The sequence below is a fragment of the Streptomyces sp. NPDC059355 genome (genome assembly GCF_042752335.1).
In the GTDB taxonomy this organism is placed as follows: domain Bacteria; phylum Actinomycetota; class Actinomycetes; order Streptomycetales; family Streptomycetaceae; genus Streptomyces.
On the sequence record NZ_JBHYXN010000028.1, the window covers coordinates 95,325 to 111,733 of the forward strand.

The 16,409-nt window shown below is 74.8% G+C and carries 12 protein-coding genes; 2 read left to right on the forward strand and 10 right to left on the reverse strand.

Annotated elements, in window-relative coordinates; translation table 11 throughout:
- Positions 1-57: 57 nt before the first annotated feature.
- From ACFXGI_RS25205 to ACFXGI_RS25225, 5 genes are all read right to left on the reverse strand, one after another.
- Entirely contained in the window at positions 58-1,830 is a 1,773-nt protein-coding gene (locus ACFXGI_RS25205; protein ID WP_384710742.1) for an ATP-binding cassette domain-containing protein, read from the reverse strand.
- 116 nt (positions 1,831-1,946) lie between these two features.
- Complete coding sequence (locus ACFXGI_RS25210; RefSeq protein ID WP_384710745.1) at positions 1,947-2,693, reverse strand: NUDIX domain-containing protein; 747 nt, start codon at positions 2,691-2,693, stop codon at positions 1,947-1,949.
- Between the two features lie 69 nt (positions 2,694-2,762).
- Positions 2,763-4,730, reverse strand: coding sequence for a glycogen debranching N-terminal domain-containing protein (locus tag ACFXGI_RS25215; RefSeq protein WP_384710748.1), 1,968 nt, complete (start codon positions 4,728-4,730; stop codon positions 2,763-2,765).
- A gap of 239 nt (positions 4,731-4,969) precedes the next feature.
- On the reverse strand, positions 4,970-6,232 hold the full coding sequence (locus tag ACFXGI_RS25220) for a DUF4192 domain-containing protein (RefSeq protein ID WP_384710751.1): 1,263 nt from the start codon (positions 6,230-6,232) through the stop codon (positions 4,970-4,972).
- 284 nt (positions 6,233-6,516) lie between these two features.
- The gene (locus ACFXGI_RS25225; protein WP_384710754.1) at positions 6,517-8,676 is read right to left on the reverse strand and encodes a RecQ family ATP-dependent DNA helicase; all 2,160 of its coding nucleotides are present in this window, start codon (positions 8,674-8,676) and stop codon (positions 6,517-6,519) included.
- Positions 8,677-9,045: 369 nt separating this feature from the next.
- Here ACFXGI_RS25225 and ACFXGI_RS25230 point away from each other — a divergent pair, with 369 nt between their 5' ends.
- A complete protein-coding gene (locus ACFXGI_RS25230; protein WP_384710757.1) occupies positions 9,046-9,678 on the forward strand; it encodes a hypothetical protein in 633 nt (210 codons plus the stop codon).
- A 195-nt stretch (positions 9,679-9,873) separates the two neighbouring features.
- Here the strand turns inward: ACFXGI_RS25230 and ACFXGI_RS25235 are convergent, their stop codons facing one another.
- The 3 genes from ACFXGI_RS25235 to ACFXGI_RS25245 form a co-directional block, all read right to left on the reverse strand.
- Positions 9,874-10,527: a hypothetical protein gene (locus ACFXGI_RS25235; RefSeq protein ID WP_384710759.1), complete on the reverse strand. Its 654-nt coding sequence runs from the start codon at positions 10,525-10,527 to the stop codon at positions 9,874-9,876.
- 59 nt (positions 10,528-10,586) lie between these two features.
- Positions 10,587-11,297, reverse strand: a complete 711-nt coding sequence (locus ACFXGI_RS25240; RefSeq protein ID WP_384710762.1) for a ribonuclease HII — start codon at positions 11,295-11,297, stop codon at positions 10,587-10,589.
- A 69-nt stretch (positions 11,298-11,366) separates the two neighbouring features.
- Complete coding sequence (locus tag ACFXGI_RS25245; RefSeq protein ID WP_384710781.1) at positions 11,367-11,969, reverse strand: TetR/AcrR family transcriptional regulator; 603 nt, start codon at positions 11,967-11,969, stop codon at positions 11,367-11,369.
- 126 nt (positions 11,970-12,095) lie between these two features.
- On the opposite strand from ACFXGI_RS25245, the gene ACFXGI_RS25250 reads away from it, so the two are divergent.
- The gene (locus tag ACFXGI_RS25250; RefSeq protein WP_384710764.1) at positions 12,096-13,664 is read left to right on the forward strand and encodes an MFS transporter; all 1,569 of its coding nucleotides are present in this window, start codon (positions 12,096-12,098) and stop codon (positions 13,662-13,664) included.
- Between the two features lie 78 nt (positions 13,665-13,742).
- Here the strand turns inward: ACFXGI_RS25250 and ACFXGI_RS25255 are convergent, their stop codons facing one another.
- Together ACFXGI_RS25255 and ACFXGI_RS25260 are read right to left on the reverse strand one after the other, a co-directional pair.
- On the reverse strand, positions 13,743-15,497 hold the full coding sequence (locus ACFXGI_RS25255; RefSeq protein ID WP_384710767.1) for a DUF4153 domain-containing protein: 1,755 nt from the start codon (positions 15,495-15,497) through the stop codon (positions 13,743-13,745).
- A 187-nt stretch (positions 15,498-15,684) separates the two neighbouring features.
- Positions 15,685-16,409: ADP-ribosylglycohydrolase family protein (locus ACFXGI_RS25260; protein WP_384710770.1), on the reverse strand; the 725-nt coding region annotated here is incomplete at its 5' end.

Consider the following 16,409-nt stretch of genomic DNA (forward strand, 5'->3'; position numbering starts at 1 on the left):
GACCGGATCGGTCCCCTTCAGACCTTCTCCGGCACCACATCGATCAGCAACGGTCCTTTACCAACGGACGCGGCTGCGCAGTCCTGTGAACGCATAGGCGCACAACAGAACCATCAGCGACAACAGCAGCGCCGTGCCGACGGGTTGGGCCATCACCCGCAGGGCGCCCAGGACCAGGCGGTCCGCCTCGGGGGGCCACTGCGCCCAGGCCAGCCCGCGCAGCCGGGCCGCGAGCCCGCTCGCCGCGTACGCGGACGGCCCGTCCAGCGCCTTGCGTACGAGCGGCACGACGATGACCGGTACGGCGAGCACGGCGGCAAGGCCCGCGACCGCCGACCGGAAGACGCCGGAGGCAAGCACCCCGGCCCAGGCGCAGCCGATGAGCAGTCCGGCCCAACTCACGACGGGGGAGAGCCATTCCCCGGGGGCGCGCAGCGGGCCGCGGTCGAAGACGAGCTTCAGCGCGGCGGCGTCGACGGTGACCGCGAGCGCGCCGAAGGCCAGGGCGAGGGCGGCGCAGACCGCGAGCTTGGCGGCGAGCAGGCCCATGCGGCGCGGCACGGTGCCGCGGTCTGCGGCGAGCGCGGGGTAGCGGTACTCCTCGCCGAAGGCCAGGGCGCCCAGCAGTCCGGCGCCGAGGGCGGCGGGGGGCAGGGGCAGCAGCTCCGGCCAGGCGGCGAGCAGCCGGTTCTGCGGGGTGCCGCCGGCCCGGGCCAGCGCCAGTGCGGTGACGGCGGAGACGGCGACGACCACGGCCGCGGTCAGGAGGGGCGTGGCGGTGCCGAAGACCCGGCACAGCTCGTAGCGCAGCGGCCGCAGCGGCCCGCCCACCCGGCGCACCGTGGAGGCCGGCCGCGCACTGCCGGAGGTGGCGGCGGCAGATCTCCTGGGTGCCGGGTCCGCGCCATCCGGCTCGGTGCGCGCCTGCGGCGCCGGCGGTACGGGCGGGCGCGGCGCGCCCGCGTCCCCGGTCTCGTCGGCGAGCTGGTGGACCAGCACGCCGTGCCGGAACGCCGCCTCGCCCACCTCCGCGCAGCTGCTGCCGTACACCGACAGGCGGCTGCCGCTCTCCTCGACGATCTCCACCGCGCGCTGGGCGGCCCGGGCCTCCCGGCCGAGCACGTCGGCCAGCCGGCCGGCGTACGGGCTGCGTACGGCGACCCGGGGCCGCAGCCGGGTCCGGGCGAACTCGGCCGCGTCCTGGTCGGCGACGAGCCGGCCCGCCGCGATGCTGACGACCCGGTCCGCACCGCGGGCGGCCTCCTTGGCGTCGGCGGTGGTGAAGAGCACCGCGCCGCCCTGGGAAGCGTGTCCGCGCAGCAGCCCGTGGAGCCAGCCGTGTTCTCGGGGCGAGAGTCCGGCGGCGGGCTCGTCGAGGAGCAGCGTGCACGGGTCGGCGAGCAGGGCCGCGGCCAGTGCCACCCGGCGCTCCATGCCGAGCGAGAGCGAGCCGAGCCGCTGGTCGCGCAGGCCCGCGATGCCGACCACCTCCAGCATGCTGTCGGCCCGGGAGGCCGGCACCCCGGCGGCGGCGCACAGCATCCGCAGCTGGCTCAGGACGGTCCGCGACGGGTTGCCGGGCACGTCTGCGAGCAGTACCCCGACCTCACGGCCGGGGTACGGGATCCGGTGCAGCGGGCGGCCGCGGAAGTAGGTGACGCCGCGGCCCGGTTCGAGTTCGAGCATGAGCCGCAGTGCGGTGGTCTTGCCCGATCCCGGTTCGCCGAGGAGGGCGGTCACGGTTCCCGGGCGGGCCTCGAGGGTGAGGTCGTCCACCAGGGGCGGGAGGTCTCGACGGGGTGTGCTGGTGAGTCCGATGGCCTGGAGCATCGCTTCTCTCGCGGGGGGTGAGACCGCTCTGCGGCAATGTGAGTACCGCAAACAAGATAACGCGATATGTCCGATTTTCTGGGTAGCCGGGGCGCGTTCGCGCCCGTGTCGACGCGTCAGATTTCGGGGCGCAGCATCGGCGGGTTGAGCAGGGTCGCGCCGCCGGCCCGGAACAGCTGGGCGGGACGGCCGCCCTGACGGGTCGTCGTCCCTCCGGCCGGCACCAGGAACCCGGGGGTCCCGGTGACCTTGCGGTGGAAGTTGCGCGGGTCGAGGGCCACGCCCCACACGGCCTCGTAGACCCGGCGCAGCTCGCCGACGGTGAACGCGGGCGGGCAGAAGGCCGTGGCCAGCGAGGAGTATTCGATCTTGGACCGAGCCCGCTCCACGCCGTCGGCGAGGATCCGGGCGTGGTCGAAGGCGAGCCCCGCGGCCGCCTCGTCGGAGGCCGCCAGGAGTTCGTCGATGGGGGCCCAGCGCGCGCTGTTGGCGTCTCCGCCCGCCCGGGGTGCGGGCAGGTCCGGAGCCAGGACCAGATGCGCGACGCTGACGACACGCATGCGCGGATCACGCTTCGGATCCCCGTACGTGGCCAGCTGTTCGAGGTGTGCCCCGTTGCCCGCGCCCGGATCGGCCGGGTCGTGCGCGCACAGGCCCGTTTCCTCGGAGAGCTCGCGGGCGGCGGCCGCGGACAGGTCCTCGTCTCCGCGGACGAAGCCGCCGGGCAGGGCCCAGCGTCCCTGGAACGGCTGCTCACCCCGCCGGACGACCAGCGCGCAGAGCGCGTGACGCCGCACGGTGAGCACGACCAGGTCGACGGTGACAGCGAAGGGCGGATAGGCCGACGGGTCGTAGGGCGACATGCCGCGATCATAGTCGTCTGCTTGACGATAAACAGAGCTTTGGTGATCCCGCAGGCGGCGGTCCCCAAGCTACCCGCCCAGTTGGAGCGCATCGGCCGCCTCCTCCACCATGCCGAGGCCGAGCCGGCTGATCCGGACGGCGAACGGTTGCCCCGATACCCGCAGGTCGCAGAAGCGCAGGGCGCCGAGGGGAGCACCCGGCAGCGGGACGACGGCGACGGTACCCCCAGGGGCGTCGGGACGGATCCCTGCGAGGGCTGTCAGGGCGTGCACCCCGGCCGCCGCGGCCACCGCGGCGGGGCGGCAGGCCGCCGGATGCGGGAGGGGCGCGCTGCCCGCGGTGCGCTGCTCGGCGGCGTACATCTCCGGCAGCCGGTACCCGAAGCTCTCCGCGGCGTCGAGCAGACCCCGCAGCAGACCGGCGGCCTCCTTCTCGAAACCTGCCTGGGCGAGCCCGGCGACCGCCACGGCGCTCTCGTACGCCCGCACCGCTCCGGAGCGGTGGCCGAAGGGGTTGTGGCCCGGCTCGCGCGACGCCATGCTCCGCAGGCCCCAGCCGGAATCCATGGCGGGGGCCCCGAGGAGGCGGGCCAGCTGTTCCGTGCGGACCCGGTCCAGCAGCCCGGGGGCGAGCAGGCCGCCTCCCAGCAGGCCGGTGTCCAGGAGGTGGGCCGCGCTTCCCGTCAGCCGGGGCAGCGGCCTCCCGTCGGGGTGCAGGGCCGCCGCGGGCCGGCCGCCGTCCGGGCCGTCGATCCAGAACCCGTCCTGGAAGCGCTTGCCGAGTGCGGCCGCCCACTCCCGCCACTCCTCGGCCCCGGGCCGCCCGCATCCGGCGAGCAGGTCGGCCCCGAGCAGCGCGGCCCGGTGGGCGTGGGCCTGGGTCTCGCAGCGCCGCGGCCCGGGATCGGGATCGGCCAGGAAGCCGTCCGGCCCCAGGGCTCCGCGCAGCCAGTCCAGGCACCGCTCGGCCGCCGGGAGGAGCCGGGCCACCTCCTCCTCTGGCATCCCCCAGCGCCGGGCCTCGGCGAGCACCGCCGGGAAGGCGAGGGTCGCCTCGGTGCCGGTGCACCCGGGCGGCAGCTGCGGCCCCGCCCCGCGCAGCGGCCCCGGAATCTTCCCGGCGTCGGGGCCCCGGCCGCCGGTCTGGGTCCGCGCCAGGGTGCGCAGGGTGGCCGCCGCGAGCCCGGTGCCGAGCGGCAGCGCCATCCTGGCGGCCCAGAGGGACTCCGCCGGAGCGAGCCCGAGCCGCCACGGCACCCCGGCGGCGACGAAGGCGTCGGCCGGCTCCTCCCGGTCCCGCATCAGCAGCGCGCCGAGGTCCTCGACGCTGCGGCGGAACCAGACCTCGACCCGCGGGTCGTCCCCCTCGGCCCGGGCGCCGGCCAGCGGATTGGCCACCTGACCGGCCGGGGCCCGCGAAACGCGGTCCTGCGTGGTCCGCAGCTCGATGGTGCGTGACTCGCCGGGCCCCAGTTCGAGCTGCCAGCGCAGCAGCCCCGCCGAGGCCAGCGCGTCGTCCGGGGCCGGCTCGGCCGTGATGACGGCCTGCGCCTCCCCGCTGGTCCAGCGCAGCCCGGCGGCGTGCACCCCGGCCGGCAGCTCGGGACCGGCCCGGCCGGCCGCCACCGCGGCCAGCTCGGCCAGGTCGGTGCCGAGCAGCAGCTCCACGGGCAGGCGCAGCGGCCGGGCCGTGAAACTCCGCACGGTGATCCGCTCGGTGCCGTCCGCGTGCCGGACCCGCTCCACCCCGATGTCGGGATCGGGGCCCGCGTCGGCCCCGGTGCGGACGGTCGCGGTGAAGGAGGCCCGGTCGGAACCGAGGCTGCGCCCCTGGACGGCGACCGGGTCCCGGCCGCCGATCCGGAGCACGCAGCGGGAGAGCAGCCTGCGTCCGGAGCGGTAGATCCCGTCGATCCCACGCCCGGTCAACTGGCCGTGTTCCGGCGAGATGACCAGGCAGGGTGCGGCGACGCAGATGACGGCGCCGTGCACGGGCGGCAACTCGGTCCTGCGGGCGGGCGGTACGGAGGGGGCCATGGGTCGCCTTGTCTGGGCTGTCTGCGCTCCGGCCTGTTTCGCTGGGCGGCGGCGCGGCCGGGCCCCCGCCACCCTCCAGCTGAACGGCCCCGCCCCCGCCCGGGTCACGGGCCCCGGTGGCGGCTGCGCCCGTACTGGGCCGTGCCGGTGACGGATCCCGCGCCGCAGGACGGCCACGGCCACGCCCCGGATCCGCCGCACGGAACTCCCCGCACCCCGGCCCCGGTCCCGGTCCCGGCTCACTGGTCGCCCCCCGCGGCGCGGCGGGGCTCCCGGCGGGGCTTCGCCTCCCGGCGGCCCGGCGGGCGGGTGGTGGCCGCGACGCGCCCCCGGCGCGGTTCCCGGCGCCGCCGCTCCTCCCGCAGGCAGGCACGCAGCCCCTCCGGGTCGATGCCCTCGTTGCAGGCGTGGTGCAGCAGTTGGGCGAAGCGGTATTCGGCGTCGGCCCGCAGGGCCAGCCCGAGGGCGATCCGTGCCGTCGGCTCGTCCCCGGTGGACCACGAGACCCAGCCGGCGAGGGTGAGCGGGGCCGCCGCGTGCTCGCCGTAGGCGCCGACGCAGCGGCGGGCCAGCGCCCGCCACAGCCGCAGGGCGGGGGCCGCCTCCTCACCCTCCATCCACTCGGCGGCGATGTCGCGGACCTCGCGGTCCTGGAGACCGAGGATCACGGTGGCGGCCTCGTCGTGGCCCAGCAGCGCATCGTCCCAGTCGTCGGCTCCCGGTCCCCCCTCGACGGGTGGGGCGAGGGTCATCCGCTGCACCAGGGTGCGGGCCAGCGTGACCGTCTCCGCGCCGACCTCCTCGCGGGTGGCGCCGTCGAGGATCTTCGGCACGAGGGCGGCTGCCGCCCGGTCCAGGGCCCGCTCCATCTCCGCCGCAACGCCGCCGCACAGGGGTACCAGCCGGCCCTCGATCTCCCGGAGGGAGCCCCGGACCTGGAGTCCGGCGAAGGTGGCCGTCGCCGCCATCACCGAGGTGCCGGTCGCGGCCAGCGGGCTGCCCTCCGCGGGGCAGCACCGCTCGTCGGGGCAGCAGTAGGACCAGTACCGACCGGCGGACAGGCACAGTGCCTCCATCACGGGCACGTCGAGCGCGCCGCAGGCCAGCCGGATGCGCTGCGCCAGCGGCCGCAGCCGGGTCATGACCCGCTGGCCGCTCTCGCCGTCCACCGGGTCCTGGCAGAGGTAGACGACGATGCCGTCGGGCTTGGCGCCGCGCCGTTCACTGCCGCGGACCAGGCAGTCGGCGACCTGCCGGGCGGTGTCCTCCCATTCGGCCGGGGCCGTGGGGATGCCGACGCGGAGCCGGCCGCCGAAGCGCCCGCCCTCGCCGTGCACGGTGACCATGACGAGGGAGTCGCTCGGATGGAATCCGAGCATGTAGGGCAGCGCGTCGGCCAGTTCGGCCGGGCTGCGCAGGGTGATCCGAGGGGCGAGGGCTGGCCCGGACGGGCCGATGGCGGGCCGGTCGGACGGGGTGCGTGATTCGCGGTCGTTCGTCATGCCCCGACGGTCCCGCGGACGATCGGATCCCGAAAGCCCTGTGGATAACTGTTGACTGCTCAACATCCACAGGTTTTCCGTGCCCTTGACGCGATGTCAGAGTCGTCGGGTTCCATGGGGACATGAACACGCATCCGCACCGTCCGCCATGCCCTGTTGCCCGCCGAACGGCAGCCGGTCCGGGCCCGCCGGGCGTTCCGCGCGCCGGAATCGGCACCGTCTCGGCCGACGAGGCCTCTCCCCCGGCCAGAGGCCGCGCGGGCCGTCTACGCCCGGGCCGGTGGTCAGCCCGCCGTCGCGAGGATCAGCGGGAGGACCCGGCCTCCGCCCGCCTGTCGGATCAGGCGGGCGGCGACGGCCAGGGTCCAGCCGGAGTCGGAGTAGTCGTCGACGAGGAGGACCGGCCCGGGCGACTGCGCCAGCGCCGCGGCCAGCTCCTCCGAGACGGCGAACGTGCCGGACAGGGCCCTGAGGCGCTGGGCGGAGTTGCTGCGCCGCGCCGCGTGCGCGCCGTCCGGCCCCGTGTACGTCAGGGTGCCCAGGTACGGGAGGCGACCGATGCGCGCGATCCCCTCCGCGAGGGAGCCCACGAGCTGCGGACGGGCCAGGGACGGTACGGCGATGACGCCCACGGGCCGGTCGGAGGCGTCCGGGACACCGGGGGCCCAGCCGCCCGCGGAGCGCGCCCAGTCGGCGAGCACGGCCACGGCGGCGTGCAGGACGTCCTCGGGGACCGGCCCGTCGGGGGCGTTCTCGGCGAGCAGCGGGCGCAGCCGGTTGCCCCAGCCGATGTCCGAGAGCCGGCCCAGGGCCCGCCCGGTGGAGCACTGCTCCCCGGCCGGGATGCGTCCCTTGACGTTGATGCCGAGGGCGGCCATGCCGGTCGGCCACATCCGGCGCGGCTCCACCTCCACACCCGGGCGCTCCAGTTCCTTCGCCGCGCCGGTCAGGGTCTCCGCCGACACGGAGGAATCGGCCCAGGCGCCCGCGCAGTTGTCGCACCGGCCGCACGGGGCCGCCCCCTCGTCGTCCAGTTGCCGGCGCAGGAACTCCATCCGGCATCCGGATGCGCTCACGTAGTCGCGCATGGCCTGCTGCTCGGCGGCCCGCTGGCGGGCGACCCAGGCGTACCGCTCGGAGTCGTACGTCCACTCCCGGCCGGTGGAGCTCCAGCCGCCCTTGACCCGCTTCACGGCTCCGTCGACGTCGAGCACCTTGAGCATCGTCTCCAGCCGGGTGCGCCGGAGCTCCACCGCCGCTTCCAGGGCCGGTACGGACAGTGGCCGCCCCGCGTCGGCGAGGGCCGACAGGGTCTGCCGTACCTGGGCCTCGGGCGGGAACGCGGTGTCGGCGAAGTAGCGCCAGATGGCCTCGTCCTCCTTGCCCGGCAGCAGCAGGACCTCGGCGTGCTCCACTCCGCGCCCGGCGCGGCCGACCTGCTGGTAGTAGGCGATCGGGGAGGACGGCGAGCCGAGGTGGATCACGAAGCCGAGGTCGGGCTTGTCGAAGCCCATGCCGAGCGCCGAGGTCGCGACCAGCGCCTTGACCCGGTTCGCCTGGAGGTCGTCCTCGGCCTGCAGCCGGTCGGCGTTCTCCGTCTTGCCCGTGTACGAGGCGACCGGGAAGCCGCGCTGGCGCAAGAAGGCGGCGGCCTCCTCGGCCGCGGCCACCGTCAGCGTGTAGATGATCCCCGAGCCGGGCAGCTCGTCCAGGTGCTCGGCGAGCCACGCCAGCCGGTGCGCGGCGTCCGGCAGCTCGACCACGCCGAGGCGCAGGCTCTCCCGGTCCAGCGGACCGCGCAGCACCAGGGCCTCGCCGGCCCCCGTGCCCAGCTGCTCCGCGACGTCCGCGGTGACCCGGGCGTTGGCGGTCGCGGTGGTGGCCAGGACCGGCACACCGGGGGCGAGCTCGGCGAGCATGGCCCGCAGCCGGCGGTAGTCGGGGCGGAAGTCGTGGCCCCAGTCGGAGATGCAGTGGGCCTCGTCGACCACGAGCAGACCGGTCGTGGCCGCGAGCTTGGGCAGCACCTGCTCGCGGAAGTCCACGGAGTTGAGGCGCTCGGGGCTGACGAGGAGCACGTCGGTCTCGCCGCGCTCCACCTCCCCGTAGATGGCGTCCCACTCCTCCGGGTTGGCCGAGTTGATGGTGCGCGCCTGGATGCCGGCCCGGGCCGCCGCCTCGACCTGGTTGCGCATCAGCGCCAGCAGCGGAGAGATGATCACCGTGGGGCCGGAGCCGCGGCGGCGCAGCAGTGCGGTGGCGACGAAGTACACCGCCGACTTGCCCCAGCCGGTGCGCTGCACCACCAGGGCCCGCCGGCGCTCCTCCACCAGGGCGGCCACGGCCTGCCACTGGTCCTCCCGCAGCCTCGCCCCGCTCCCGGGGGCGCCGATGAGCTCAGCGAGGATGGCGTCTGCTTCGGTGCGGAGCTCCAGGTTGTCCATGCCCCCCATGCAACCGGATGGCAAGGACAATCGGCCAATTCACCCAGCGTGAGAACAGCGTCGCGGATCGTCCACCTGTCGGACGCACGCTCCACCCGGCCTCGATCCTGTCCTCAAAGGGGTGTTTCCGCTGGTACTGGGGCTTCAGCCGTAGTCGGATGAGTCATCTTCGGCTTGACGGGGCAAGGATATGAACGGCATACCGGCGAATTCCGGTCGGCGGCGCCAATTGCTCGTTGCCGCAGGCTCACGGGCCACGCGAGAATTGGCATGCTCCCGCTCGGCCGGACGGCGCTCTCCCAGGCCGCGCCGCGGCGCGCCCGCACGACAGCTGTGCCCGTCCGCGGGCGTGTACCCGAAGGGAGGACCGTGGCCTTCGGATTCGCCCCGCCCTCGACGTCGTCACTGACAACGGCAGCCGGCGGTGCCAGCCGGCACGGCAGACTGCTGGAGCCCTCCGAGTGGACCGCGGCAGGCATCCCCCTGCTGCGCAATCCGCGCGAGGTCGTCCACGGACTGCACTCCCGGCACGCCCCGGCGCCCTCGACCGCGGTGATCGCCGTGCTCGGACCCGAGGAGCGGCTCGTCGCGAGCGCCTCCTTCGCCCGCCGCTCGGCGTCGGCCGACGGCTGGGAGTACCGCAACGCCCTGCTCGCGGCGCTGCGCCGGGTCATCCCGCACGACCTGCGGCGCCGGACCCCGGTGCGCACCGCGGTCCTGCTGTACTGCCGCGAGGGCGACGAGCGGTGGACCGAGGAGGACGGCGCCTGGATGTGGGGGCTGCGGGACGCCTGCACCCTGCACGGGCTGCGCTGCGGCGCGTACATCACGCTGACCCGCGGCGGCTGGCAGGTGCTGGGCGAGGGCCGGGGCGGCAGGCATCCCAGCTCCGACTCGCGGCCCGAGCGCCTCGGCGACAGCGTGGCCGAATTCCCCGCGGTGACCCTGCGCACCGGCGGCGGCGCGACCGAGGTCATGCGGAGCCGTACCGCCGCACGCTGAGAACGCACCGCACGCCGGAGCCCTAACCGGGGCCGGACCCGCGCGGTGCGCCGAAGCCCGCCCGCGCGCCGTTCCCGCACGCGGGCAGCCCTCACGGCCGTACACCCTGGATCGGGCGTACGGCTGGTCAGGCCTCGGGCTTCAGCGGGGCCGGTCCGACCGGCCCCGCCCCGTGCCCGCGCCGGGTACGGGGCGTCAGACGCCCGTGCCCAGCACGGAGTTGCTCTGCTGTGCGTCGCCGCACACGATCAGCAGGGCGCCGGCCCGCGCGAGCGCGGTCGGCAGGGCGGCGGCGGTCGCCCCGGCCGGTCCGCCGTTGGCCGCGAAGACCACGACGGGACGCCCCGCGGCGCGCTGGACCTGCGCCGCGTCCGCGTAGAAGACGTCGTCCCCGGCGTCGTGCAGGGCCCAGTACGCGGCCTCGCCGAAGGACAGCTCGTGCGCGGCCCACGGGTGCGGGTCGCCGGTGGTGAGCACCAGGATGTCGCCGGGCGCGCGCCCGGTGTCGAGCAGCAGGTCGACGGCCTCTTCGGCCGCGTCCAGCGCACCCTCGGCGGAGGCCGGGATCAGCTGGATCTGGGGCACCGCCGCGGAGACGGACGGTGCGGTGGGGGCTACGGGTCCGGGGGTGGCCTGCGGCGCACGCTGCGCGGGCGGTACGGGCCTGGGAGCCCCGCCCGCACGGCTCGCCGCCGCGGGGGAGGGACCGGGGCGTCCGGGCCGCGGGACGGCGGCGGGACGCGGACCAGGTACGGGGCGGGGGGTCTGCGCGGTGCGGCTCGCGGCCGGCGTGACGCGGGGACCCTGGGCACTCTCGTGAATCTGAGGCTCCTCGGGGGTGAGAGGCATGAGTTGATGTCTATCAAACACCGGTACGAAACGTACCGGCGGGTGGCACGTGGGTGCGATCAGAAATCGAAGCCGAGTTGGCCTCCGTTTTCCAGCTCCGTCGCTTCCTCGCTGCGCCGCACCTTCTTGAGGTGCCGCCACTTGGGCAGCCCGTCGAGGTACGACCACGAGAGCCGGTGGTATGGGGTGGGCCCCAGCTCCTCGAGCGCGGCCCGGTGCACCGGCGAGGGATATCCGGCGTTGTCGCCGAAGGCGAACTCGGCGCATCCGCCGTCCTGTTGGCCAAGCTCGGCCATCATCCGGTCGCGCCTGACCTTGGCGATCACCGAGGCGGCGGCGACGGCGACGCAGGACTGGTCGCCCTTGATCACCGTGCGGACCCGCCAGGGCGCGCCGAGGTAGTCGTGCTTGCCGTCGAGGATCACCGCGTCGGGCCGCACGGGCAGCGCCTCCAGGGCGCGCTCCGCGGCGAGCCGCAGGGCGGCCGTCATCCCGAGCGCGTCGATCTCCTCCGGGGAGGCATGTCCCAGCGCGTACGCGGTGACCCAGTCCTCCAGGACGTCGAGGAGCGCGTCGCGTCGTTTGTGGGTGAGCAGTTTGGAGTCGGTGAGACCTGCGGGCGGCCGGCGCAGACCGGTGATCGCCGCGCACACGGTGACGGGACCGGCCCAGGCCCCTCGTCCGACTTCGTCGACCCCGGCGATGACCTTGGCGCCGGTGGTTGCACGGAGGGAGCGTTCGACAGTGTGGGTGGGTGCTTCGTACGGCATGGCGCCAGCAAGGGTACGCCGCCCCGCGCCGCCTGCACACCCCACCCCGGCTGGAGTCCGCACGCCGTCTCACACCCTGAGCAGCGGCACCATCACCTGATCGATCATTTCCGTGATGTCCCCATCCGTCCATTCACTCCCGCACACCTTCGCGCGGTACATCATCATGGCCGGAATGACGTCGGCGACGAACGGACTCGCCGCGTCCGGCCGGACGTCGCCCCGCTCGATTCCGCGCTGCACAAGCTCCCTGATCAGACGATGGGCCGGCTCGTGCAGCCCGGCCCGGACGACGTCATGGAACCTTCCCGCATGGGTGTGGTCGCATTCGTGAAGGACCGCACGCAGCGCCTGACCAGCGCGCGACTCCATCACGTCACGCATCCGCACACACAACCGGAGGAAGTCTCCACGGACCGATCCGCCGTCGGCGATCTCACCGATCGGCGGCAGCCCGGCCCGCAGCACCTCGGTCACCAGGTCGGCCTTCGAGGGCCACCGCCGGTACACCGCCGCCTTGCCGGTGTGCGCGCGGGCCGCGACACCCTCCATGGTGAGCCCGTTCCAACCGACCGTGCTCAGCTGCTCCAACGCCGCGTCGAGAATCGCCCGTTCGAGCTCCGGACCCCGCCTGCGGCCCGGTGACGTCACTGACCAGCGCGAACCCACCATCACCTCCACCTTCGACCCGCCCACGCGCCCCTCGTACGCATTTTCAGCCTTAGTGAACGGTTGCGTTCACTAACCGGGGGCTCCTACCGTGGGGCCGCAGTGAACGGCTGCGTTCACTATTTCACTATGGGGGGATCCTCGGTGAAAAGCTCTCCACTCGCCACGCCCCGGATACCGGGCGCGGCCCGCAGGGAAGGGCGGCCCGGCGTGGCACTCGCGGTCATCGCCGCCTGTCAGCTCATGGTCGTCCTCGACGCGACGATCGTGAACATCGCGCTCCCGCACATCCAGACCGCCCTCTCCTTCTCCACCACCGACCTGTCCTGGGTGATCAGCGCGTACACCCTGGCCTTCGGCGGCCTCCTGCTGCTCGGCGGCCGGGCCGGCGACATCCTGGGCCGGCGCCGCGTGTTCCTGACCGGCATCCTGCTCTTCACCCTGGCCTCCCTGCTCGGCGGCTTCGCCGAGGAGCCCTGGCAACTGCTGGCCGCCCGCGCCCTCCAGGGGGTCGGCGGCGCGATCGCCTCGCCGACCTCGCTGGCCCTGATCACCACGACGTTCGCCGAAGGCCCCGAGCGCAACCGCGCGTTCGGCGTGTTCGCCGCCGTCTCCGCGGGCGGCGGCGCGATCGGCCTGCTGGCGGGCGGCATGCTCACCGAGTGGCTCGACTGGCGCTGGGTGCTCTTCGTCAACGTGCCGATCGGCCTGCTGATCGCCGTGCTCACGCCGCTCTACATCACCGAGTCCGAGCGCCACCCGGGCCGCTTCGACATCGCGGGGGCCCTCACCTCCACCGGCGGCATGGCCTCCCTCGTCTACGGATTCATCCGCGCGTCCGAGGACGGCTGGCGCGACGGGGGCACCCTCGTCTCCTTCACCGTGGCCGTCGTCCTGCTCGGGCTCTTCGTGGCCGTCGAGACGCGGGCCCCCGAGCCGATCATCCCGCTGCGGATGTTCGCCGACCGCAACCGCGCCGGAACCTACCTGATCATGCTCGGCCTCGCCGCCGCGATGTTCGGGATGTTCTTCTTCATCGTCCAGTTCGTCCAGAACGTGCTGGACTTCTCCCCCATCCGGTCCGGGCTCGGCTTCCTGCCGGTCACCGTCGCGATCGTCACCGCCGCCGGGCTCTCGCAGCGTTTCCTGCCCCGCTTCGGCCCCAAGCCGTTCATGGTCGCCGGATCCGCCCTCACCGGCATCGGCCTCGCCTGGCTGACCCTCATCCGCACCGACAGCTCGTACGTGTCCGGGGTGCTCGGGCCGATGCTGCTCTTCGGCTTCGGCATGGGCCTGAACTTCGTGACGCTCACCCTCACCGCCGTCTCCGGGGTCGCCCAGCGGGAGGCGGGCGCGGCTTCCGGGCTGCTCAACGCCAGCCAGCAGGTGGGCGGCTCGCTCGGCCTGTCCATCCTGGTCACCGTCTTCGGCACGGCCAGCCGGAACGAGGGCGCGAAGCAGGTGCCGGACTTCATGACCCACGCGGACCCCGATCAGATGGCCGCGTTCCAGGAGACCGGGCGGCTTCCCGACCCCTGGGGGGACCTCGTCCTCACCCAGGGCATCTCCACCGCGTTCACCGCGGCTGTGGCCATGGCCGGAATCGCCCTGGCCACCGCGCTGCTGGTGATCCGGGTACGCAAGAGCGACCTGGAAGCCCTGAACGGCGCCGTCGCGGAGGCCGGTCCGGCGGCCTGAGCGCTGCAGCGCCGGCGTACGGGGACCCCGGCGCGCGAGGTGATCCCGCGCCGGGGTCCCCGTACATCTCCCCGGCGGCTACTCGATGCGGCTGTGGAAGGTGCCCAGGGTGCGGCACACCTCGTACGAGGCCCTCACCGGACGCTCGCGGAAGATCCGTCGGGCCCGGTACTCGCCGAGGCTCATCGCGTACCAGGGCACCTGGCCGCGGCTCGACAGGTCGTTGTTGATCCCGCGCAGGGCACAGGAGCGGCGGGGTTCGGGCAGCCGGTCCAGCGCGGGCACGGCGTCCGCCGAGAGGGACTGGAAGTACGCCAGGTCGAGCTTGCCGGTCTGCTCGAAGCGGGCCGCGTTCTTCTCGGCGACCATGCCGTCCGGGGACAGCAGCCCGAAGGCCAGGACGGCGGCGGCCGCGCCGGCCGCGAACGCGCGCGGCAGCCAGCGCGTGCCGAACACCCCGGCGGCCATGATCAGTACGATGACCAGCCCGAGCCAGAGCTCCATCGCCGCCACCGACACGCGCAGCCGGGTCAGGCCATACGCGTCCACGTACAGGTCCATGCGGCGCAGCGCGGAGGCGACCACGACCAGGGTCAGGACGCACAGCGTGCCGAGCACGACGCGGACGAAGCGGCGGTCGCCGGCTCCGGAACGCGGGGCCCACCGCAGGGCGATCGCGATCACGGCGAGGGTGAGCAGGGTGGCCCAGAGCAGCTGCCAGAAGCCCTGGCGGGCGTACTCGGCGTAGCTGAGCCCGGTGCTCTGCAGGACCTTGTCGTAGCCGCCGAACAGGACCGCCAGCTGGACGGCGTTGAACCCGGCGAAGAGCAGGTCGAGCACGATGAGCGGAAGCGCCCATTCGACGCGGGAGCGGGCCTTTCCGGGCGCGATCCGGATGCGGTCCCAGCGCGAGGGCGCGACGGCGGCGCGGGCGGCGGCGAGCGCGAGGACGGCTCCGAGCAGGAAGAGCACGAGGCGTACGGGTCCGTCGCCGAGGGAGATCTCCGGGGTGAACCCGTCCAACAGGCCGGCGAAGGCGGCGTCGGCGGAGGCGAACAGGGTGCCGAACAGCACCAGCAGGACGAGGGCCACGGCGGCGGCCTTGACCACGGGCAGCCAGCGGGCGCGGTCGACCCCGCTGCCGCGCGAGCGCAGCCCGCTCCAGGCCCAGCGGATCCCGAGCACGGTGGAGTCGGCGAAGCCGAACGGGCTGAGCAGGACACCGGGCCAGGTGCGGCTGCCGTGCAGGGCCAGTGCGCCGAGCAGGACGGCGGCGAGCAGTGCCAGGGTGGACGGCCAGTCGGCGTCGCGGAGGGCGGGTACGGCGAGGAGGGCGACGCAGCCCACCGCCCAGGCCACGCTCCAGGGCCGCGCGCGGCGCCGGGCCGCCCGGGCGGCGAGGTACGCGCCGACCGCGGCGGGCACGACGGCCAGCAGCAGCCCGAGGCCCAGGCCGTCACCGAGGAACAGCCCCGAGGCGAGGCCGGCCGCCGCGGCGGCGAGCAGCACGGCGGTGGGTACGGGCCCGGCCGGAGCCGGTCGCGCGGCTTCGGCCCAAGCCAGCGGCATGACGGACCACGCCCCGGACTTGGCCCGCTGCCGGCGGACTTGGTAGGCCTGCCACGCCTTGGGGTCCCACCCGGGCGGCGGCCCCGCGCCGGCCCCACCCGCGTGCTGGCCGGCGGCCTGCGCCGGGGCGGCGGGCAGGTCGGCGGCCGCCTCCGGCTCACCGGGCGGCCGGGGCGGCGGGGTCTGCTGCTCGGGACCGGCAGGCGACCCGCCGGTCGCGTCGCCGGTCGCCTCGTCGGGCTCGCCGGCGGTGTTCTCTGGCATCGGGTTCCCCTCCCCTGTCGGCCGCCCTCGCCGTTACGACGGAGGCGGCAGCGCCGACAGGTTAGGCCCGTGACGTGCGGTGTCAGCCCGGCCAGAAGTCCGCTGTGGCAGGACCGTGACAATCTAAACGGCCCGTATCGCCGGCCCGCCGACCGGCCACCCGGGCGCCCGGCGGCCGGTCCCTCGGCTAGTGTGCCGCCGTCTCCGGCAGCCAGGCCGGCAGGGCCTCCGTACGGGCCAGCCAAGCGGCCGGCAGCACCGCGTCGCCGCGCGCCCCCAGCACCCCGCCGACGATGGCGCAGGTCGTGTCCACGTCCCCGCCCACCTGGGCGGTGGTCCAGAACGCCCGCTCGTAGTCGTCCAGCGAGCGCGCCGCCGACCACAGGGCGAACGGCACGGTGTCGTGCGCGCTCGTCCGCCGCCCACACCCCAGCACCGCCGCGACCGTCGTGGCGTCGCCGTAGTCCAGCATGTCCCGCGCCCGCCGCAGCCCCGCTCCCACGGCACTGCGCGGCACCAGCGCGATCACCCCGTCCAGCAGGTCGCCGGCCTTGGGCGGACCGGCCGGATCCGCCGCCAGTGCGGCCGCCGCGGCCACGGCCATGGCCCCGCACACCGCCTCGCGGTGCTGGTGCGTGGTGTAGGCGGAGATCTCCGCCTGGTGCGTGGCCTGCTCCGGATCGTCGGCGTACCAAGCGCCCAGCGGCGCGATCCGCATGGCCGCGCCGTTGCCCCACGAGCCCTGCCCGTTGAACAGCTCGGCGGCCAGCGTGCGCCAGTCCTCGCCCTCCCGGACGAGGCGGAGCATCCGGTTGACGGCGGGACCGTAGCCGCGGTCGAAGTCGTGGTGGTGGGCGAAGGAGCTCGCCAGGGCGTCCTGGTCGATGCGCCCGTGCGTGGCCAGGACGGCGA